At 66.3% G+C, this 20,861-nt stretch carries 20 protein-coding genes; 17 read left to right on the forward strand and 3 right to left on the reverse strand.

The genetic code is table 11. The features are described from left to right. Nucleotides 1-22: 22 nt before the first annotated feature. The 6 genes from B9A11_RS02810 (at nt 23) to truB (ending at nt 6,746) form a co-directional block, all read left to right on the forward strand. Nucleotides 23-1,249, forward strand: coding sequence for an MFS transporter (locus tag B9A11_RS02810; RefSeq protein ID WP_058245877.1), 1,227 nt, complete (start codon nt 23-25; stop codon nt 1,247-1,249). Nucleotides 1,250-1,363: 114 nt separating this feature from the next. Beyond that, nucleotides 1,364-2,113, forward strand: a complete 750-nt coding sequence (locus tag B9A11_RS02815) for an SDR family NAD(P)-dependent oxidoreductase (protein WP_268811221.1) — start codon at nt 1,364-1,366, stop codon at nt 2,111-2,113. A gap of 93 nt (nt 2,114-2,206) precedes the next feature. Beyond that, complete coding sequence (gene metG / locus B9A11_RS02820) at nt 2,207-3,919, forward strand: methionine--tRNA ligase (RefSeq protein ID WP_058245875.1); 1,713 nt, start codon at nt 2,207-2,209, stop codon at nt 3,917-3,919. A gap of 112 nt (nt 3,920-4,031) precedes the next feature. Continuing rightward, nucleotides 4,032-4,355 carry a YnfA family protein gene (locus tag B9A11_RS02825; RefSeq protein ID WP_370736516.1) on the forward strand — a complete coding sequence of 108 codons (324 nt, stop codon included), beginning with the start codon at nt 4,032-4,034 and terminating at the stop codon, nt 4,353-4,355. Nucleotides 4,356-4,404: 49 nt separating this feature from the next. Further along, nucleotides 4,405-5,775 carry an MATE family efflux transporter gene (locus B9A11_RS02830; protein WP_058245873.1) on the forward strand — a complete coding sequence of 457 codons (1,371 nt, stop codon included), beginning with the start codon at nt 4,405-4,407 and terminating at the stop codon, nt 5,773-5,775. A 59-nt stretch (nt 5,776-5,834) separates the two neighbouring features. Beyond that, complete coding sequence (gene truB / locus B9A11_RS02835; RefSeq protein WP_058245872.1) at nt 5,835-6,746, forward strand: tRNA pseudouridine(55) synthase TruB; 912 nt, start codon at nt 5,835-5,837, stop codon at nt 6,744-6,746. A 3-nt stretch (nt 6,747-6,749) separates the two neighbouring features. Here the strand turns inward: truB and B9A11_RS02840 are convergent, their stop codons facing one another. After that, nucleotides 6,750-7,571, reverse strand: a complete 822-nt coding sequence (locus B9A11_RS02840; protein ID WP_058245871.1) for an alpha/beta fold hydrolase — start codon at nt 7,569-7,571, stop codon at nt 6,750-6,752. Next, the gene (locus tag B9A11_RS02845; RefSeq protein WP_058245870.1) at nt 7,571-8,251 is read right to left on the reverse strand and encodes a haloacid dehalogenase type II; all 681 of its coding nucleotides are present in this window, start codon (nt 8,249-8,251) and stop codon (nt 7,571-7,573) included. Before B9A11_RS02845 ends, B9A11_RS02840 begins: the two co-directional genes overlap by 1 nt. Nucleotides 8,252-8,426: 175 nt before the next feature. Here B9A11_RS02845 and B9A11_RS02850 point away from each other — a divergent pair, with 175 nt between their 5' ends. From B9A11_RS02850 to B9A11_RS02890, 9 genes are all read left to right on the forward strand, one after another. Continuing rightward, nucleotides 8,427-8,855 (forward strand): FKBP-type peptidyl-prolyl cis-trans isomerase, encoded by a 429-nt coding sequence (locus tag B9A11_RS02850; protein WP_058245869.1) that lies wholly within the window; start codon nt 8,427-8,429, stop codon nt 8,853-8,855. Nucleotides 8,856-8,975: 120 nt separating this feature from the next. Next, nucleotides 8,976-9,767 (forward strand): 3-oxoadipate enol-lactonase, encoded by a 792-nt coding sequence (gene pcaD / locus B9A11_RS02855; RefSeq protein WP_058245868.1) that lies wholly within the window; start codon nt 8,976-8,978, stop codon nt 9,765-9,767. Between the two features lie 5 nt (nt 9,768-9,772). Further along, nucleotides 9,773-10,477, forward strand: a complete 705-nt coding sequence (locus B9A11_RS02860; protein WP_058245867.1) for an alpha/beta fold hydrolase — start codon at nt 9,773-9,775, stop codon at nt 10,475-10,477. Beyond that, nucleotides 10,477-11,802 (forward strand): lyase family protein, encoded by a 1,326-nt coding sequence (locus B9A11_RS02865; protein WP_058245866.1) that lies wholly within the window; start codon nt 10,477-10,479, stop codon nt 11,800-11,802. Before B9A11_RS02860 ends, B9A11_RS02865 begins: the two co-directional genes overlap by 1 nt. Nucleotide 11,803: 1 nt before the next feature. Continuing rightward, a complete protein-coding gene (locus B9A11_RS02870; protein ID WP_058245865.1) occupies nt 11,804-13,006 on the forward strand; it encodes an MFS transporter in 1,203 nt (400 codons plus the stop codon). Between the two features lie 63 nt (nt 13,007-13,069). Then, nucleotides 13,070-14,155 carry a zinc-binding dehydrogenase gene (locus B9A11_RS02875; protein WP_058245864.1) on the forward strand — a complete coding sequence of 362 codons (1,086 nt, stop codon included), beginning with the start codon at nt 13,070-13,072 and terminating at the stop codon, nt 14,153-14,155. 12 nt (nt 14,156-14,167) lie between these two features. Next, the gene (locus B9A11_RS02880; RefSeq protein ID WP_058245863.1) at nt 14,168-15,400 is read left to right on the forward strand and encodes a mandelate racemase/muconate lactonizing enzyme family protein; all 1,233 of its coding nucleotides are present in this window, start codon (nt 14,168-14,170) and stop codon (nt 15,398-15,400) included. 69 nt (nt 15,401-15,469) lie between these two features. Beyond that, nucleotides 15,470-15,808, forward strand: coding sequence for an ArsR/SmtB family transcription factor (locus B9A11_RS02885; RefSeq protein ID WP_370736515.1), 339 nt, complete (start codon nt 15,470-15,472; stop codon nt 15,806-15,808). Between the two features lie 28 nt (nt 15,809-15,836). Continuing rightward, nucleotides 15,837-17,216 (forward strand): amidase, encoded by a 1,380-nt coding sequence (locus tag B9A11_RS02890; protein ID WP_234988713.1) that lies wholly within the window; start codon nt 15,837-15,839, stop codon nt 17,214-17,216. A 64-nt stretch (nt 17,217-17,280) separates the two neighbouring features. Here B9A11_RS02890 and B9A11_RS02895 read toward each other — a convergent pair whose 3' ends face one another. After that, nucleotides 17,281-19,158 (reverse strand): acyl-CoA synthetase, encoded by a 1,878-nt coding sequence (locus B9A11_RS02895; RefSeq protein ID WP_058245861.1) that lies wholly within the window; start codon nt 19,156-19,158, stop codon nt 17,281-17,283. Between the two features lie 148 nt (nt 19,159-19,306). On the opposite strand from B9A11_RS02895, the gene B9A11_RS02900 reads away from it, so the two are divergent. Together B9A11_RS02900 and B9A11_RS02905 are read left to right on the forward strand one after the other, a co-directional pair. Then, nucleotides 19,307-19,606: a DnaJ family domain-containing protein gene (locus B9A11_RS02900; protein WP_058245860.1), complete on the forward strand. Its 300-nt coding sequence runs from the start codon at nt 19,307-19,309 to the stop codon at nt 19,604-19,606. Nucleotides 19,607-19,664: 58 nt separating this feature from the next. Further along, on the forward strand, nt 19,665-20,858 hold the full coding sequence (locus B9A11_RS02905) for a class I SAM-dependent methyltransferase (protein ID WP_058246402.1): 1,194 nt from the start codon (nt 19,665-19,667) through the stop codon (nt 20,856-20,858). The last annotated feature ends 3 nt before the right edge of the window (nt 20,859-20,861 follow it).

Consider the following 20,861-nt stretch of genomic DNA (forward strand, 5'->3'; position numbering starts at 1 on the left):
GCCCCAAGCCGGACCCCGCCCCATGCGTCTGATCGTCTCTTTTGCTGCCCTGTTCCTGTCGGTCATCCTGCTGCAACTGTCCTCGGGCGGCATCGGGCCTCTGGACGCACTGTCGGGCGTGGCACTGGGGTTCACCGCCACACAGGTCGGCTTGCTCGGCTCGGCGCATTTCCTAGGCTTCTTTGTCGGCTGCTGGTGGGCGCCGCGGCTGATGGGCTCGGTCGGGCATTCGCGCGCCTTTGCGGCCTTTACCGCCTTGGGGACCATCGGCATCCTCGGGCATGTGCTGTCGGACGAGGCCCTCGTCTGGACCATCCTGCGCATCGGCCAAGGCGTCTGCGTCGCGGGCTGCTACACGGTGATTGAGGCGTGGCTCCAGGCGAAAGTCACCAACGAGACGCGCGGCCGCGCCATGGGCGCTTATCGCCTTGCCGACATGACCGCGAACCTCGGCGCGCAGCTGATCATCTCGGTCCTGCCACCGGCGCATTACGTCAGCTACACGCTGCTGGCGCTGATCTGCTGCGCGGCGCTGTTGCCCATGACGGTGACCAAGCTGACGCAGCCCGAAACCCCCGGCGCGCCGCGCCTTGCGCCAGCCCTCGCGTGGACCCGTTCACCGCTTGCCGTCGCGGGGGTCTTGGTGGCGGCGCTGTCGGGCGCGTCGTTCCGCATGGTCGGCCCGCTCTATGGCACAGAGGTCGGCCTGCAAACCAACCAGATCGCGCTGTTCCTTGCGGCCTTTGTGGCGGGGGGCGCGCTGTCGCAGTATCCCATCGGCTGGCTGGCGGACCGTTTTGACCGGCGGCACGTGCTGATCTGGCTGTCGGTGGCGGCCATCGCGTCTTGTACCTTTACGGCGCTGGTGACGGGGCTGAGCACCGCCGGGATCATGCTGACCGCCACGGTCTTTGGCCTGACGACCTTTCCGATCTACTCGGTCGCCGCCGCCCATGCCCACGATTTCGCCGAAAGCCACGAGCGGGTCGAGCTCTCGGCCGCGCTGATGTTCTGGTATGCAGTGGGCGCAATCGCCGCGCCCTATGTCGCCTCGGCGCTGATCCAAACCTACGGCCCCCCGGCGCTGTTCGCCATGATCGCCGTCGGGCACGCGGTGCTGGTGGTCTTTGGCCTGATCCGGATGCGCGCCCGCCCTGCCGCCGAGACGCGCACCCGCTATATCTATGCGCCGCGCACCTCGTTTACCGTGGGCCGTTTGCTGCGTGGTTTGCGCGCGCCCAAAAACTAAGGGCCGGATTGCAATACACGCTGTGCAGCCATGCACCAAACCAGCTCGACCCGGCGGCGAAAGGACGCTTATCTCCTTGATTAGAAATGAAATGACAGGAGAAAAACCATCGACATCACATTCGAAGGCAAGACCGCCATCGTCACCGGCGCAGCCTCTGGCATCGGGGCCGCCATCGCCGAGGAACTGGCCGCATCCGGCGCAACCGTCATCATCGCTGACCTGAAGCTGGACGCCGCGCAAGCCGAGGTCGACAAGATCACCGCAGCGGGCGGCAAGGCCCTGCCCTTCGAGGTCAACGTCGGGGACGCCGAAGCGGTCGAAGCGCTGGTCACCTTCGCCAAGACCGAAACCGGCGGGCTGCACCTGCTGGTGAACAACGCGGGCATCGGCGGCGCGGCGGCCCCGGTGGGTGAATACCCCATCGACAGCTGGAAAAGCGTCATCGACGTGAACCTCAACGGCGTCTTTTACGGGATGCGCTTTGCCATTCCCGCGATGAAAGAGGCCGGCGGCGGGGCCATCGTCAACATTGCCTCGGTGCTGGGGTCCGTGGGGATCGCGAACTCTTCGGCCTATGTGACCACCAAGCACGGCCTTCTGGGCCTGACCAAGAACGCCGCGCTGGAGCATTCCGCCGACAAAATCCGCGTCACCGCCGTGGGTCCGGGCTTTATCCATACACCGCTGGTGGATGCGAACCTAGACAAGGACGCGCAGGACTATCTGGCCGGGCAGCACGCCATGGGCCGTCTGGGAACGCCTGAAGAGGTCGCCAGCCTCGTGGCCTACCTGCTGTCGGACAAGGCCAGCTTTATCACCGGGTCGTACCATCTGGTGGATGGCGGGTTTGCGGCGCATTAAGGCTTAAGGCTGGGGGGCGCTCCCCCCTAGCCCTTTGCGCAACCATCCGCTATGGGAAGGCCAAGTTTCGCCCCAACATCCGAGAGGCCTCCCATGGCGCGCCATCTTATCACCTCCGCCATTCCGTACATCAACGGCATCAAGCACCTTGGCAACCTCGTGGGCAGCCAGCTTCCGGCTGACCTTTATGCCCGTTACCTGCGGGCGCGTGGCCACGAGGTGCTGTTCCTGTGTTCGACCGACGAACACGGCACACCCGCCGAGCTGGCGGCGAAAAAGGCGGGCAAGCCGGTCGCAGACTACTGCGCCGAGATGCACGACGTGCAGGCCGAGATCGCCAACGGCTTTCGCCTGAGCTTTGACCACTTTGGCCGCTCGTCCAGCAGCCAGAACCACAAGCTGACCCAGCACTTTGCCGGTGCGCTGAACGCCCAAGGGTTGATCCGCGAAGTGTGTGAAACCCAGATGTATTCGCACGCCGACGGGCGGTTCCTGCCCGACCGCTACATCGAAGGCACCTGCCCGAACTGCGGGTTCGACAGCGCGCGCGGCGACCAGTGCGACAACTGCACCAAGCAGCTGGACCCGGTGGACCTGATCAACCCGCATTCGACCATCTCCGGCTCGACCGATCTGGAAATGCGCGAGACCAAGCACCTTTACCTGCGCCAGTCGCAGATGAAGGACCAGATCGAAGCGTGGATCGACTCCAAGGCCGACTGGCCGATCCTGACCACCTCGATTGCCAAGAAATGGCTGAACGACGGCGACGGCCTGCAAGACCGCGGCATCACCCGCGATCTGGACTGGGGCATCCCGGTGATGGACGGCGACACCCCGTGGCCGGGCATGGAAGGCAAGGTGTTCTACGTCTGGTTCGACGCGCCCATCGAATACATCGCCTGCGCGCAGGAATGGGTCGAAGCGGGCAAAGGCGACGACTGGGCGCGCTGGTGGCGCACCGACAAGGGCGCGGACGACGTGCGCTACACCCAGTTCATGGGCAAGGACAACGTCCCCTTCCACACGCTGAGCTTCCCTTGCACAATCCTTGGCTCCGGCGAGCCGTGGAAGCTGGTGGATTACATCAAGTCCTTCAACTACCTGAACTACGACGGCGGCCAGTTCAGCACCTCGCGCGGGCGCGGCGTGTTCATGGATCAGGCCTTGGAAATCCTGCCGGCGGACTACTGGCGCTGGTGGCTGCTGAGCCACGTGCCCGAAACGTCCGATTCTGAATTCACGTGGGAGTCGTTCCAAACCGGCGTGAACAAGGACTTGGCGGACGTGCTGGGCAACTTTGCGTCCCGCGTGACCAAGTTCTGCCGCTCCAAATTCTCCGAGGCAGTGCCAGAGGGGGGCGTGCGCGGCGAGCGCGAAGCGCAGCTGGTGGCCGATCTGACCGCGAAAATCCGCGAGTACGAAGGCCACATGGAAGCCATCGAGATCCGCAAGGCCGCCACTGCGCTGCGCGCTGCCTGGGTCATGGGCAACGAGTACCTGCAAGAGGTTGCGCCCTGGTCGACGTTCAAGACCGACCCCGAGCAGGCGGCGATGCAGATCCGTCTGGCGTTGAACATGATCCGCCTCTACGCGGTGATTTCCGCGCCGTTCATCCCCGATGCCGCCGCCGAGCTGCTGGAAGCGATGCACGCCGAAGGGGCCGAGTGGCCCGAAGACGTGGCTGCCGCGCTGGAAATCTTGCCCGAGGGTCATGCGTTCACCGTGCCCGAGGTGACCTTCCGCAAGATCACCGACGCCGAGCGCGAAGAGTGGGCCGAGCGGTTCGCCGGGACGCGCGATTAACGCCAGCGTTTGCGCCTGATGAGGGGGCAGATTTTGGATATTTTTAAAGAGAAGAAGCAGGGGCGCGGTCTGGAGGGATCGCGCCCCTGTTTGCTGTAGCGGGGGCCGAATGGTGAGTATCGCGATTTTCATGCTGGCCGCGCTGGCCGAGATTGCCGGTTGCTTTGCCGTTTGGGCGTGGTGGCGGCTGGGCCAGTCGGCGCTGTGGCTGGTGCCGGGGTTTGGGCTCTTGGTGCTGTTTGCCTGGCTGTTGGCGCTGAGCCCGGCGGACGCGGCGGGGCGGACCTTTGCGGTGTATGGCGGCATTTACATTGCCACCTCGCTGGGGTGGCTGTGGGCCGTCGAGGGCCAGCGGCCCGATGTCTGGGACGGCGCCGGGGCGGCGCTGTGTCTGATCGGGGCGGCGGTGATCTTGTGGGCTCCGAGAGGGGGCTAGGGCTGCGGGGCGGACTTGCCTTTGTCGGGCCGTGCGCCATTTGCCTGTCATGGCTGATCGAAATCTGAACAAAGGGTCGGTGGCCCGTGCGCTGTGGCGGGTGTCGGCGCCCATGAGCCTTGGCATCCTTGGCACCCTGTCCGTTGGTTTGGCGGATGCGGCGTTTCTGGCGCGCGCCGGGGCGCAGGATTTGACCGCCGTGGGGTTTATCTATCCTGTGACCGTGGCGCTGACGTCTTTGGCGATCGGCATGGGGGCGGGCACGTCCGCCGTGGTGTCACAGGCGCTTGGCCGCGCGGGGGACGACGACGCGATGGCGGCGCGTTTGGCCCTGCATTCGCTGATCTTTGCCACCCTTTTGGGGCTGGCCGTGGCGGGAGCGTTTTGGCTGCTCGCGCCGGTGATCTACGGCTGGATGGGGGCCGAGGGCGCGGTCTTGGACAAGGTGCTGGCCTATGTGCCGTGGTGGTGCGCGTCCTTCCCCTTTATGGTGGCGGGGATGGGGCTGAACGCGGTGTTCCGCGCGGGGGGAGAGTCGCATATCTCGGCCACCGTCATGCTGGCGCAATCGGCGATCAACATTGCGGTGACGCCGGTGTTCATCTTTGGCTGGGCAATGATCCCCGCGCTGAACACCGAAGGCGCGGCGATCGGCACATTCGTCGCGCGCGTGTTGGGCTTTGCCGGGCTGGCAGTGTTTTCGCTGCGCAGCGGGCGGCTGGCGCTGACGGCGGGGTGTCTGGACGGGCTGCTGGCGAGCCTGCGCAAAATCGCCCGGATCGGCGGCCCCGCAGCGGCATCCAACGCCATCAATCCCTTGGGGCTGTCGCTGGTGACCTCGGCGGCGGCAAGCCTTGGGGACGCGCAAGTGGCGGGCTTTGGCGCGGCGAGCCGGGTACAATCGCTGCTGTTCGTGCCGATGCTGGCGCTGTCTGCGGGGATCGGGCCGGTGGTGGGCCAAGCCTGGGGGGCGTCCAAGGCGGGCCGCGCCCAAGACGCCGTGCGGCTGACGTTCCTGACCTGCCTTGGCTATGGCGCGCTGTTGGCGCTGACGCTGGCCTTTGCCGCCCCTTGGCTGGCGCGCCTGATGACCGACGGCGGGGATGCGGCGCGTTATGCCACGCTGTACCTGCGCTGGGGCGCGCTGGGGTTCTTTGGCTATGGCATCCTCGTGACCGCCAACGCCGCCATGAACGCCCGCGACAAGGCGCTGTGGTCCATGGGCTTGTCCGCCTCGCGCATCGCCTTGGTCTATGTGCCGCTGGCCTGGGCCGGGGCGCTGACCTTGGGCTTTGGCGGGATCGTCGCCGCCTTTGTCGCCGCGAACCTTTGGGCGGTGCTCTGGGCCTTGGTCCTGACCACCCGCGCCGGGCTGCTGGATGTGCCCCTGCCCGGCCTGCGCCGCCTTGCGCCCGATTGACACGCGGGGCCACGCTTGTTACCCGGCGCGCCTGTTTGGAACGCCTCGGGAGGCATGGCATGGCACGCAAGCGCAAGGGACGCGACATTTCCGGTTGGTTGGTGGTGGACAAGCCTGCGGGGCTGACCTCGACCGCCGTGGTCAACAAGGTCCGCTGGGCGATGGACGCGAAAAAGGCCGGCCATGCGGGCACGCTGGACCCGGAGGCGACGGGCGTTTTGGCGGTGGCCTTGGGGGAGGCGACCAAGACGGTCCCCTATATCACGGATGCCTTGAAGGCCTATGTCTTCACCGTGACGCTTGGGGCGGCGACCAACACCGATGACGCCGAGGGCGAGGTCATCAAGACCTCTGACGCGCGCCCCGGCGACGCCGAGATCAAAGAGGCGTTGCACCAGTTCGTGGGCGACATCATGCAGGTTCCGCCGCAGTTCTCGGCGGTCAAGATCGACGGCGAGCGGGCGTATAAGCGCGCGCGCGACGGCGAAGAGATGGAGCTTGCGGCGCGGCCCTTGTTTGTCGAGTCGCTGGTGATGCTAGACCGCCCCGACGTCGATCACGTGACGCTGGAAATGGTCTGCGGCAAGGGCGGCTATGTGCGCTCGATCGCGCGCGATCTGGGCGAGGCTTTGGGCTGTTTCGGCCATGTGCGCGAGCTGCGCCGGGTATGGTCCGGGCCGTTCGAGGCGGAAAAGGGCCTGAGCCTCGAGCAGATCGACGAAATGGCCAAAACGCCGGATCTGGACGCCTATTTGCTGCCTCTCGAGGTGGGTCTGGACGATCTGCCAGAGCTGCGCTGCACCCCCGAGGGCGCGGTGCGTCTGGGAAATGGCAACCCCGGCATGGTCTTTGCCTCGGACGTGGAATACGGCGACGAAGCCTGGGCCTCGTTCGAAGGCCGCCCCGTCGCCGTTGGCATCTACAAATCGGGCGAGCTGCACCCGAGCCGGGTGTTCAACCTGCCCGACTGACCTTTAGCGCAGCATCGCCAGCCAGCGGTGCAGCGCGTCCAGCGACTCTGGCTCGTCCAAGAACGGGATATGCGCGCGGTCCGGCACCACGGCGGCGATCATATCCGGACGGCGGTTTTGCATCTCGGCCAGCGTCTCGGCGCTGAGCAGATCGGAATTCGCACCGCGGATCGTGCACAGGGGCAGCCCCGCCAAAGCGTCGAACAGCGGCCAGAGGTCCGGCGCGGGCTGCGCGCCGCTGTCAAGCACCGCATCGCGCAGTTTCGGATCGTAGGGGATTTCCAGCCCGTTTTCGCCCATGCGATAGAGCTTGTGCGCCTCGGTCTCCCAGCGGCCTTCGGGCAGATTCTGGAAGCCCGTCATGGCGGCGCGGCGCTTTTCTACCGCTTCCTCAAAGGTCCTCCACGGCGGGGTCTTGCCCAGATAATTCTTGATGACCTCAAGGCCCACCGGTTCGATCACCGGGCCGATGTCGTTCAGCGCCACGCCCAGCAGGCGCTCCTTGACCGTGGCGGCCAGCACCATGGCGATCAAGCCACCGCGCGAGGTGCCCAAGACCGCTGCCTTGTCGATCCCCAGATGGTCCAGCAATTCCACCGCGTCACGGCCTTCGACCGGGATTTGGTAGGTCTCATGCGGCGCCCAGTCGCTTTGCCCGCGCCCGCGATAATCCATGCGGATCAGGCGCACGCCGTCCAGATGCGGCGCGACATAGTCGAAATCCGTGCCGTCCCGGGTCAGGCCCGCAAGGCAGAGCAGCGGCAGGCCGGTGCCTTCGTCGGTGTAGTGCAGGGACACTCCGTCAGAGGTTTGAAAACGCGGCATCACACAAGCTCCGGTATGGTTGAAAGGTCAGGTAACACATGGGCGGGTTCGGCCATCAGGCGGTCCATCGGCGCGCCCGCGCGGTTCACCCAGACGGTCTGGAACCCATAGGCCGAGGCCCCGGCCACGTCCCAGCCGTTGGAAGAGACGAACAGCACCTCTTCGGGCGCGCAGGAGAACTCCACGCCGACCATGTCGTAGACCGCCTTGGCGGGTTTGAAGACGCCCACCTTGTCCACCGACAGCACCGCATCGAGATATGTCCGCAGGCCCGAGTGATCCACCGCCCCGTCCAGCATATCCTTGCTGCCGTTGGACAAAATCGCCGTTGCCATGCCGCGCGCCTTGAGATGCGCCAGCATAAACGGCACCTCGCGGTAGGCCGCCAGCTCCCAGTACAGCGCAAGCAGGCGTTCGCGCAGCTCGAGGTCTTCGCTCAGGCCGTGGCGCTCCATCGCCCAGTCCAGCCCGTCCTTGGTCACCTGCCAGAAGGGCACGAAATCCCCGGTCACGGCGCGCAGCCAGCTGTATTCCAACTGTTTGCGCCGCCAGTCCTCGGACAGCGCCTCCCAGACGGCGGCCAAAGCGCCCCGCCCCGGCTCTTCTGCGGCCACACGCGCGGCGGCGGCCACGTCGAACAATGTCCCATAGGCGTCAAAGACGCAGACCCGGATTGCCATCCAACCCTCTCCTCCTGCTTTGCCGCCACCGTGGCACAGCCCGCCCCCGCCGAAAACCCGGCTTTTGCCCAGCGTTTGCAAATCCGCGCGTGAACCCTTAGGTTCTTTGGCGAGCAAGAGCACCCGGGACGCGCCCGGCCTCATTCAATCACCCCCCGATATTCAGGATACCCCCATGACGCAGGTTAAATCCGGCGACACCGTTCGCATTCACTACACTGGCACGCTGGCTGACGGCACCACCTTTGACAGCTCGGCAGGCCGCGACCCGCTGGAATTCACCGTTGGCTCTGGCCAGATCATCCCCGGCCTCGACAAGGCGATCCCCGGCATGACCGTGGGCGACAAGAAAAAGGTCGAGATCCCGGCTGATGAGGCCTATGGCCAGCCCCACCCCGAAGCGATGCAGGCCGTGCCGCGCGCTGAAATCCCGGCGGAAATCCCGCTGGATCTGGGCACGCAGTTGCAGGTGCAGACCCCCACGGGTCAGGTCATGCCCGTGACCATCGTCAAGGTCACCGACGAAGAAGTCACGCTGGACGCCAACCACCCGCTGGCGGGCAAAGACCTGACGTTTGACTTTGAACTGGTCGCGATCGCCTAAGCGATCCTGCGGGACGGTGGGCGGGGCGACGTTCCAACGGAACAAGCGCCGACTTCCGTCCCCCTCTTTCCTGCGCCGCGCTCTCGGGCTACACCGTTGACCAAACGGAGGAGAGCCCACATGCAAACGGCCCAGATCGGCGACATTCGCCTGCACTATGCCCTGACCGGCCCAAAGGACGGCACCCCCGTCGTTTTCGCCAACTCGCTTGGCACCGATTTCCGCCTCTGGGACAAGATCCTGCCGCTGCTGCCCGAAGGCTTGCGCATCCTGCGCTTTGACAAGCGTGGCCACGGCCTGTCCGATGCGCCTGCCGCCCCCTACTCCATGGGCGCGCTGATCTCTGACACCGAAAAGCTGATGGACCACGTCGGGATGAAGGACGCGATCTTTGTCGGCCTGTCCATCGGCGGCATGATCGCCCAAGGCCTCGCGGCCAAGCGGCTGGACCTCGTGCGCGCCGTTGTCCTGTCCAACACCGCCGCCAAGATCGGCACCCGCGACATGTGGAACGACCGCATCGCCGCCGTGAACGCGGGCGGTCTGGGCAGCATCGTCGACCCCACCATGGACCGCTGGTTCTCCAAGCCGTTCCACGCGACGGACGAATTCCACGCCTGGCGCAACATGTTCCTGTGCACCCCGCCGCAGGGCTGGACAGGCTGCGCGGCGGCGATCTCTGGCACCGATTTTATCAGTTCGACCAGCGGTTTGCGCCTGCCCGCGCTGGCCATCGCCGGGTCCGAAGACGGCTCGACCCCGCCCGATCTGGTGTTCGAAACAGCCGGCTTGATCCCCGGCGCGCAGACCAAGCTGATCCGGAACGCCGGTCACCTGCCGTGCGTCGAACAGCCCAAGGAATACGCCGCGACCCTGACGGAGTTCCTGAAATCTCAAGGCCACGGGGCCTGACGCCCATGGCGCGCATCCTTCTGGTGCATGGGGCCGCCCACGGCGCGTGGTGCTGGCGCGACACGATCCCGGCGCTGGCCGCGCTGGGGCATGAGGTGCGCGCCATCGACTTGCCCTCGCACGGGCAGGACCAAACCCCGGTAGAGGACGTGACGCTCGACCTCTACGCCCAAGCGATCCTTGATGCGCTGGACGCCCCAACGGTGCTGGTGGGCCACTCGATGGGGGGCTACCCGATCACCCGCGCCGCCGAGATCGACAACAGCAACATCACCCACCTCGCCTACCTGTGCGCCTATACGCCTTGGCCCGACCTGACCCTGTCGCAGATGCGCCACCAAGCGCCTAGCCAGCCGCTACTGCCCGCCATTCGCCGCGACGGGCCGGTCTTTACCTTTGACCCGGACATGGCGCCCGATCTGTTCTACCACGATTGCACGCCCGAACAGGTGGCCTTTGCCCTTGCCAATGTCTGCCCGCAGGCCGTTGCGCCTTCGGAAACCACCGTCGCGCTGACCGCCGCGTCCCAAGACCTGCCGCGCGGCTACATCGTCTGCGCGCAGGACGGGGCCATCCCGCCAAACTTCCAGCGCACCATGGCTGAACGGTTCGACCCCGATCACGTCTACGAGCTGCAAACCTCGCACTCCCCCTTTTTCTCTGCGCCGCAGGAGCTGGCGCAGATCATCGACAGGATAAGCAAAACCTAATGCCCGCAACGCCCTTTGATTCCGCCCATCTGACCCAGCTTTTCGCCACCGGCGACACCGCGCGGCTGTTCTCGGACACCGCCGAAATCCGCGCGATGATGATGATCGAAGGCGCGCTGGCGCAGGTGCAGGCCGCCCATGGCGTGATCCCCGAGACCGCCGCCAAGGCGATCCACCGCGCCGGGTTGGAAATCCAGATCGACCCCAGCGGGCTGGCCGAGGCGACGGGGCAGAACGGCGTCAGCACGCCCGCGCTGGTCGCCGCCTTTCGCAAGGAAATGCAGGCGCCCGAGCACGCGCAATACCTGCATTGGGGCGCCACCAGCCAGGACATTCAGGACACCGCGCTGATGCTGCGCCTGCGTCAGGTCATCGCCCAGCAGGAAACCCGGCTTAAGGCGATCCTCGGCGGTCTGGCATCGCTCGCCGAAGAGCACGCCGACACGCCCATGGCCGCGCGCACCTATGGCCAGCACGCGACCCCGTCCAGCTTTGGCGCGCAGGTCGCGCAATGGGGTCATCCCCTGCTGCGGGCGCTGAACGACGCAGCCAGCGTGCGCGAAAACCTCTGGGTGTCGCTGTCCGGCGCTGCGGGCACCGGGTCCGCGCTTGGGCCCGATCCGGCGGCGATCCGCGCTGGCTTGGCCGAAAAACTGGCGCTGAGCGATCCCGGCCGCAGCTGGCACACCGACCGCGCGCCGGTCTTGGCGATCCTTGGCTGGCTGGTGCAGATGACGCTGGCGACCGGCAAAATGGGCGAAGACCTGATCCTCGCCACCCAGTCGGGCATCGGCGAAGTCATCCTTGGCGGCACAGGCGCGTCCTCGACCATGCCGCAAAAGCAAAACCCGGTGGGGCCGTCGGCCTTGGTCGCGCTTGGCCACCACGTCCAAGGGCTGTTCGCCACGCTCCAAGGCGCGGCCCTGCACCGCCAGCAGCGCGACGGCGCGGCGTGGTTCACCGAGTGGCTGACCCTGCCGCAACTGGTCCTGTCCTCTGCCGCCGCCCTGACCCACGCCGAGACCCTCGCCACCAGCCTGCGCCCCAACCCCGCCGCCATGCAGACGACGCTGGACAGCACCGGCGGGCTGCTCATGGCCGAGGCGCTGACCTTTGAGCTCGCCAAGACCATTCCGCGCCCCGACGCGCAGGCTTCGGTCAAGACGCTCTGCGCGCAGGCCCGCGACACCGGCACCCCCTTGGCGGACATCGCCCGCGCGGCGCACCCGGACCTGCCCGGCGATTTCTTTGACACCGCCCGCAGCATGGGGGCCGCCCCGTCCGAGGCGCGCACCTTTGCCGCCGCCGTGCGTGCCGTGATCTGACATGCGCTTGCCGGTGATCTTCCTGATGATGACCGTGGCCATCGACGCCATGGGCATCGGGTTGATCATCCCCGTCATGCCCGACCTGATCCAAGAGGTCTCGGGCGGGGGGCTGTCCACCGCGGCGCTTTGGGGCGGCGTTCTGGCGACCATCTTTGCGGTGATGCAGTTCCTCTGCGCGCCCTTTCTGGGCCATCTCAGCGACATCTACGGACGCCGCCCGGTGCTGCTGATCACGCTGGCGGTGGTGGTCGTGGACTACATGGTGATGGGCTTGGCGGGAACGCTGGCCTTGCTGGTGATCGCAAGGGCTTTGGGGGGCGCGGCCACGGCGACGCAATCCACTGCCTCGGCGGCCATGGCGGACCTGCACCCGCCCGACCAGCGCGCGCATGGGTTCGGGCTGATCGGCGCGGCCTTTGGCCTTGGGTTCGTGATCGGGCCTCTGTTCGGTGGCCTTCTGGCCGAGCTTGGCACCCGCGCGCCGTTCTGGGCCGCTGCGGGCCTGTGCGCGCTGAACTGGTTGCTGGGCCTGCTGGTGTTCCCCGAAACGGTCACCGAAAAGACGCGCGCTTTCAGCCTTTCGCGCGCCAATCCGTTCGGGGCCTTCTACGCTCTGTCCAAGCTGCCCGGCCTGACGCAAAGCCTGCTGACCATCTTTCTCTACCACCTGTCCTTCGCGGTCTACCCGCTGGTCTGGGCCTACTTTGGCACCGCGCGGTTCGGCTGGACCCCCGGCCTGATCGGGGTGTCGCTGGGCGTTTTCGGCGTGTCCATGGCGGTGGTGCAGGCGGGCCTGATCCGCCTGTTGATCCGCCGCATGGGAGAAGCAGGCACCGCGCTGTTCGGCCTGATCTTTCTGGCCATCGCCTTCACCGCCACGGCCTTTGTCCCCACCGGAGCCATTGCGCTGGCCTTGATCCCGCTGGCGGCCTTGGGCGGCACCTTTGGCCCGGCCGTTTCGGCCATGCTCAGCCAGCGCATCGGGGCGAAGCGCCAAGGCGAACTCCAAGGCGTGCTCTCGGCCACCGCCGCCGTCGCCATGATCGTCGCACCGCTGCTGATGACCACCACTTTCGCGTGGTTCACCGCCCCCGAGCGCGCCGCGCCCTTTGCCGGCGCGCCTTTTGTGCTGGCGCTGGGGCTGACGCTGATCGCGCTGGCGCTGTTCCTGACGCGCCCCGACCGCGCCGCCACGTCATAGCGCATTAACGCTTGCGCCAACGCCGCCCCCTGTCGCAGGCTTTCCCCAAAGAGGGAGAGGCTTATGACGAAAATCCGCGCCGCGGTCTGCACCGCCTTTAACGCACCGCTGACCATCGAGCCCCTCAATTTGCGCGATCCCATCGGCGGCGAGGTCGAAGTCACGCTCGAAGCGGTCGCGATCTGCCATTCCGACATCTCTTACGCCGAAGGCGCGTGGGGCGGCGATCTGCCCGCCGTTTACGGCCACGAAGCCGCGGGCCGCATCACCAAGCTTGGCCCCTCGGTCACTGGGTTCCAACAGGGCCAGCGCGTGGTCGTCACCCTCATCAAGGCCTGCGGCACCTGCGGCAACTGCTGCACCGGCAAGCCGACGATCTGCGAAAATCAGGCGGGCGGGGCATCTCCCCTGACCCGCGAAGACGGCACCCCGGTTATCAAATCCATGAACTGCGCCGCGTTTGCCGAAAAGGTCGTGGTCGACCAGACCCAGATCGTCGCCATGCCGGACGACATGCCGCCCGAAAGCATCTGCCTGCTCGCCTGCGGCGTCATCACCGGCATCGGCGCGGTCATCAACGCGGGCAAGCTGCGCCCGGGCGAGGACGTGGTGGTCATCGGCGCGGGCGGCGTAGGTCTCAACGCGATCCAAGGCGCGCGGATCGCCGGGGCGCGCCGGGTGGTCGCCGTGGACATGACCGAGGAAAAGCTGCAAATCGCCAAGGCGTTTGGCGCGACGGACGGCATCCTTGCCACCGGCAAAGCGCCTTGGGCCGAGACGTTCAAGACCCTCGGGCGCGGGGCCGATCTGGTGGCGGTGACGGTCGGAGCGATCCCCGCCTACGAGCAATCCCTTCGCTACATGGGCTGGGGCGGGCGCATGGTCATGGTCGGGATGCCTCACAGCGGTGCCATGGCGCAATACGAACCGGTTGTCCCCGCCTTCATGGGCCAGGCCATGATCGGCTCAAAGATGGGCGACGTGGTGATCCAGCGCGACATTCCGTGGATGGCCGACCTGTATCGCCAAGGCCGTCTCAAGCTGGATGAGCTGGTCTCCGGCCGCTGGCGCCTCGACCAGATCAACGAAGCCATTGCCGATACCAAGACCGGCGGGGCCAAGCGCAACGTCATCCTGTTCGACAGCTAAGCCGGGCGCGCCATGAAACTGCAAGACCTCGACATCATCGTCACCGCGCCCCCGGCTCCGGGCTGGGGCGGGCGCTATTGGATCCTGGTCAAACTCACCACCGCCTGCGGGATCACCGGTTGGGGCGAATGTTACGCCTCGACCATCGGGCCGGACGCGATGCAGGCCGTGATCCGCGACGTCTTTGCCCGCTACTTTGAGGGCGAGAGCCCCGAGAACATCGAACGCCTCTTTCGCCGGACCTATTCCTCGGGGTTCACCCAGCGCCCGGACTTGACGGTGATGGGGGCGTTTTCCGGCCTCGAAATCGCCTGTTGGGACATCTTGGGCAAGGCGCGGGACCGCCCGGTCTGGGCCTTGCTGGGCGGGATGATGAACGAGCGCGTGCGCGCCTATACCTACCTTTACCCGATGCCGCAGCACCCCTTGCCCGACTTTTGGGTGTCGCCCGAGATGGCCGCCGAAGCGGCGCTGGATTGCGTGGGCCAAGGCTATACGGCGGTGAAATTCGATCCCGCCGGCCCTTATACCATGCGAGGCGGGCATCAACCCGCCATGTCCGACATCACCCTGTCCGCTGCCTTTTGCCAAGCCATCCGCGAGGCTGTCGGCCCCCGCGCCGACCTGCTCTTTGGCACGCATGGCCAGTTCACCCCCGGCGGCGCAATCCGGCTGGCGCAGGCCATTGCGCCCTACAACCCCCTGTGGTTCGAAGAGCCGATCCCGCCCGACAACCCGCTGGATTTTGCGCAGGTGGCCGCGGCCTGTCCGATCCCCATCGCCACCGGCGAGCGCCTGACCACCCGCGCCGAGTTTGCCACGCTCTTGCGCACTGGCGGCGCGTCGATCCTGCAACCGGCCTTGGGGCGCGCGGGCGGCCTGTGGGAGGCCCGCAAGATCGCCGCCTTGGCCGAAAGCTTTGGCGCGCAGATCGCACCGCACCTGTACGCCGGTCCCATCGAATGGGCCGCCAATATCCAGCTGGCAGTGACGATCCCCAACCTGCTCATGGCCGAAACCATCGAAACGCCCTACCACGACGCGCTGATCAAGGGCAGCATCCGCGTGGAAAACGGCTTTGTCCCCGCGCCCAGCGCCCCCGGTCTGGGGATCGAGGTCGATGAGGCGCTCGCCCGCGCGCATCCCTACACCGGTGAAGGGCTGCACCTGCAAATGCAGGACGCCCCCTGCGATTATCAAAATGGCAACGTCTTTGCCGGGGGTGCGCCGGTTTTGCAGAGTTAAGCTCGCATTTCCCTAGCGGCACCGCTATATAACCTGTCAAACAGCCGAAATTTCGCTAGATGGTATGTCATGGACACGACGACGCAGCAGCCCCCCGCCCCGCCTGATGAAATGGCCACCAACGCGCAGAACGCTGCGGCGTTCCTCAAGACGCTCGCGCATGAAGGCCGTCTGATGATCCTGTGCCACCTTGGCGGCGGGGAAAAGTCGGTGGGCGAGCTTGAGGCACTGCTGAACATTCGTCAGGCCGCCGTCAGCCAGATGCTGGCCCGCCTGCGCGAAGAAGGCTTGGTCGTGACCCGCCGCGAAGGCAAGACGATTTACTACTCGCTGGCCAACGAGAACACGAGCCGGGTGATCGGCCTGCTGTACGAGATGTTCTGCGCTGGCCCCGACGGTGCGTGCTAAGGGCTTTTCCGGCCCAGACCTGTGCGGATTGTCCGCCCGCGAGGCTGTGCGCCTGCTGCAAAAGGGCGAGGTGACGTCGAGCGACCTGGTAGAGGCCAGTCTGACCCGGATCGAACAGACCTCTGGCGCGATCAACGCCATGGTCACCATTTGCCCCGAGCGCGCTATGACATCGGCGCGAGAGGCGGATGCGCAGAGCCTCTTGGCTGGATTGCCCATCGGCATCAAGGACTTGACCCCGGTTGCAGGGGTGCGCAGCACCTTTGGCACACCCGGTCTGTCCGAACACATCCCGACGGCCTCCGATCCTTTGGTCTTGCGATTAGAGGCGCGCGGCGCGGTCGTCATGGGCAAGACCAACACGCCGGAAATGGGCGCAGGGGCGAACACCTTCAACCCGATCTTTGGCGCGACCCGCAACCCGTGGGACACGCGCCTGAACGCGGGCGGCTCTTCGGGCGGCGCGGCAGCAGGCTTGGCAGCGGGCGAGGTCTGGCTGAGCCAAGGCTCGGACTTGGGCGGCTCCCTACGCACCCCGGCCAGCTTTTGCGGCATCGTCGGCTTGCGCCCCTCACCGGGGGTGGCGGGCGGTGGGCACCCGGTCTTGAACATGGGCACCATGCCGGTGGACGGGCCAATGGCGCGCGACGTGGCCGACTGCGCGCTGTTCCTGGACGCGATGGCAGGGTTCGACCCGATCTGGCCGGTGTCCACCCCCGCGCCTGCGGACAGCTATCTGGCGCAGACTTTGCGCGACCCCGGACGGGTGCGCATCGCCTATTCCCCGGACCTGAACGGGCTGGCCCCGGTGACGGGTGAGATGGCGCAGGTGCTGGAAGCGGCTCTGGCGCGGGTCCAGGGCGGCGCCGTGAGCGTCGACGAGGTCCAGCCCAAACTGCCCGATATCGAGGCGGCCTTTCGCGTGCACCGCGCCATGGATATGTGGACCATGTACCGCCACACGCCCGAGCGCATCCGCAGCCAGTACAAACCGACCCTGCGCCAGAACATCGAAGAGGGCCGCGAGTTGACCGTGGACCAGATCGGCGACGCACAGATTGCCCGCGGACGGGCCTATGACGTGATGCGCGCGCTGCTGAGCGATTTTGACGTGCTGGCCTGCCCGGTGACGGGGATTGCGCCTTTGCCGGTCGAGGTCGAATACCCGACCGAAGTCGCTGGCGAGCCATGCAAAGACTACCTCGACTGGCTGCGCTTTGCCTTTCTGGCGACGCTCTGCGGTCTGCCTGCGCTGTCGCTGCCGGTGGGTTTCACGCCGGCTGGCCTGCCTGTGGGGATGCAACTGATCGGCCGCCCGCGCGGTGAAGGCCGCCTGCTGCAAGTGGCCCGCGTGCTGGAAGAGCGGCTGGGCGTTGGGGCGCGCCCCATCGACCCGGTGATCCGCTAAACCCGCGCGCGGCCCAAATCTTTTTCAAAAGATTTGCAAATTCCTTCAAAGGAATTTGGCCGCGTCAGGCGACGTCCCAAGGCCGCACGAACGCCCCGAGGATGTGTCCGACCGCTTCGGCATCCGCGCCGTTCAACTCGACCTGCGCCACCAGCCCTCGCTTCTTGTCGTCGACCACAGACACCACCCGCGCGGCGCTCTCGGCCTTCTCAAGCGCGCCGTTATAGACCCGCGTGATCGCGTGTTTGCGCAGATCGGGTTTGAACACCTTGCCCACCGCCGTCTTGGGCAATTCCGGCAGGATGGTCATATGCTTGGGGTGCGCCGCGCGTTCGTGGACGTGGATCTTGGCGTGCTCCAGCAGCTCTGCCTCGGTCACCTGACCCCCATCCACCAGCTCCACAAAGGCGCAAGGCAGCTCGCCCGAATGCGCATCGGGTTGGCCGATCGCACCGGCAAAGGCCACCGCCGGATGCGCCAGCAGCGCCTCTTCGATCTCGGCGGGGTCGATGTTGTGCCCGCCCCGGATGATCAGATCCTTGGCGCGCCCGGTGATCCACAGGTAGCCATCGCCGTCCACGCGGCCCAGATCCCCCGTCCGCAGATGCGTGCCAAAGTGGAACAGATCGGCGTTTTTCTCCGCCTCGGTGTAGGTGTTGCCCGCAAACACGCCGGGGCTGGACACGCAGATCTCGCCGATCTCGTCGACGCCGCATTCCACCGCTTCGCCATGCGCCAGCTTCATGATCTTGACGTCGGTATAGGGGAAGGGAATGCCGATCGAGCCGACCTTTTTCTCGCCGTCCACCGGGTTCACCGACACAAGGCAGGTCGCCTCTGTCAGGCCGTAGCCTTCGCAGATGGTCACGCCGCAGGCCTCTTCAAAGCGTTTGAACAGCTCCATCGGCATGGGCGCGGACCCCGAGAACGCCGTCTTGACGGTGGAGATATCCGCGTCGACCTTGCGCTGCATCAGCGCCGAAACCGCCGTGGGCACCGTGATCACAAAGCTGATCTTCCAGCGTTCGCACAGCTTCCAGAAGTTGTCGAACACCCCATCGCCGCGATAGCCCGCTGGCGTCGGGAACACCACATGCGCCCCCGAGCAGATCGCCGCCATCAAGATGACGTGGCAGGCAAACACATGAAACAGCGGCAGCGGGCACATGATATTGTCGGTCTCATCGAACAGCAGAGTGGCCCCCAGCCAGCCGTTGTAGATCATCCCCGAATACTTGTGCTGCGCCACCTTGGGCATCCCGGTGGTGCCGCCCGTGTGGAAATAGGCCGCGACGCGGTCACCGGTGCTGTCCTCGAACTGCAACTCGGTGGGCTGCTTGCGCATCTCTTTGTTAAAGCACAGGTAATCGGCGTGACGCTTGCCTTCGATCTTGGGGCGCAGGAAGGGCACGATCCACGACTTCGGCGGCGTCAGGTAGCGGTTGAGGTCAATCTCGAGCACCGTGTGACAGTGGGGCGCGTGGCGCACGGCCTCGGCGACCTTTTGCGCGATGTCGGTCTTGGGGAAGGGCTTGAGCGTCACCACAACCTTGGCATTCGTCTCGCGCAGGATTGCGCCGATCTGTTCGGGCTCTAGCAGCGGGTTGACCGGGTTGACGATCCCGGCAACGGCCCCGCCCAGCAGCGTGGCAATCGTCTCGTTCGTGTTGGGCAGGACGTAGGCGATCACGTCATTTTCGCCCACGCCAAGCGACCGGAACAGGTTCGCCGCCTGCGCCGTGCGGTCGCGCAGTTCGGACCAGGTCAGGGTCTCGGCCTTGTCGGTAGGGCCAGAGGTCAACTGATAGCTGACGGCGGGGCGCATGGGAAAGGCCCCTGCGGTCTTGGTCAATTGGCCCCAAAGCGTTGCGGGCACATCCCGGTCCGCCCACGGCATCTGCGCCTCTAGCGCGTTACGATCGGCCAAGCCTGCAAAGGTCATTGGTCGTCTCCTCCCCTCGAAATCCTCTCGCATACTGTGCGGGGTATTCGACCTTGGTGCAAGGGCTGCGGACGCTGCGGCAAAGCGGCTCTGACGTGACGTTCCGGGCATGATTGCCTGATGCGCACGGGCGCGATAGATTGCCGCCATGGACCACCCCTTGATTGACCTCATCAACGCACGCATCGAACGCGCCGAAAAGGACGGCGCTTTTGACAACCTGCCCGGCGCGGGTCAGCCTTTGCCGCCCTGCGATGATCCCGAAAACGCCGTGATGACCCGAATTCTCAAGGACAACGGCGCGGTGCCCGAGTTTGTCACGCTCTCGCGGACCCTAGCGGACCTGCGCGCCGAACTGCTGGACACCGCCGACCGGACCGAGCGCAAGCGCCTACTGACGGAAATGTCCCTGCTGGAGGCCCGGATAGAGATCGCCCGCAAGGGCTAGACCCGTGGACCTCGCCGCGCGCCCGTGGCAAAGTCGCGGCAAAATCAAAGGTCTGCGCATGGTCACCGTTCACGAACAATACGAAGCCTACCCCTACCCCGAACGCGACCCCGCCGACGAGGCCAAGCGGCTGATCACCGGCTCGCCTTCGCATCCGCTGGAGATGGATCATTTCCTCTGGGGCGGCTGCCGCGACTGGTCGCAGCCCCTGCGCCTGTTGGTGGCAGGGGGCGGCACCGGCGACGGGCTGATCCAGCTGGCGCAGGTGATGAAAAGCGCGGGCAAGCCGTGCGAGATCACCTATGTCGACCTGTCCACCGCCTCGCGCGCGGTGGCCGAGGCGCGGGCCAAGGCGCGTGGGTTAGACACCATCACCTTTCACAGCGGCTCTCTGCTGGACGCCGCCAATTACGGCCAGTTCGACTATATCGACTGCTGCGGCGTGCTGCATCATCTGCCCGAGCCCGCCGAGGGCTTTGCCGCCCTTCGTGCCGCGCTGGCGCCCGGTGGGGGACTGGGGTTTATGGTCTATGCGCCCTACGGCCGGTCCGGGGTCTATCCGCTGCAAGAGGCCTTTGGCGCGCTGTTCGACGGCCTCCCCCCGCAGGAGCGGCTGACCAAAGCGCGCGAGATCGTCGCCAGCCTGCCCGCGGGCCACCCCTTTGCCGCCAACACCAACCTCACCGATCACCAGCAAAGCGACGCGGGGTTCTACGATCTGCTGCTGCACGGCCAGGACCGCGCCTATGACGTGCCGGACCTGCTGGAGGTCATGGCGCAGACCGGCTGGCGGCTGCAAAGCTTTGCCACGCCCGCGCTCTATGACCTGTCGCGGATCACCACCCGCCCCGAGGGGATGGACGACGCGCAGGCCATGGCCACGGCGGAAAAGCTGCGCGGCACCATCAAGATGCACGTGGTCTACGCCGTCCCGTCCGAGGATGACCGCAAGATCGCCAAAGGCTCGAACCGCGCGCTGATCCCGCATCTGCGCGGCGTCGCGGCGGGCCCGCTGGCGCAGGCGGTGGCCAAGGGCAAACCCCTGCCGCTGACCCTCAGCGGGACAAAAACCACGCTGACGCTCCCCAAGGACTGCGCGCCTTTGATCGCCGCCATCGACGGCCGCCGCAGCCTAGGCCAGATCGCAACCGCCACCGGCCTTGACCCGCTGAGTTTTGGCACCCGCTGGGCCAAGATCGAACGCGAGCTCGCCGATTGGGGGATGCTGCTGTTCTCGACCTTGGGGCGCTAGGCC

The sequence above is a fragment of the Tropicibacter naphthalenivorans genome (genome assembly GCF_900176475.1).
Taxonomy (GTDB): Bacteria; Pseudomonadota; Alphaproteobacteria; order Rhodobacterales; family Rhodobacteraceae; genus Tropicibacter; species Tropicibacter naphthalenivorans.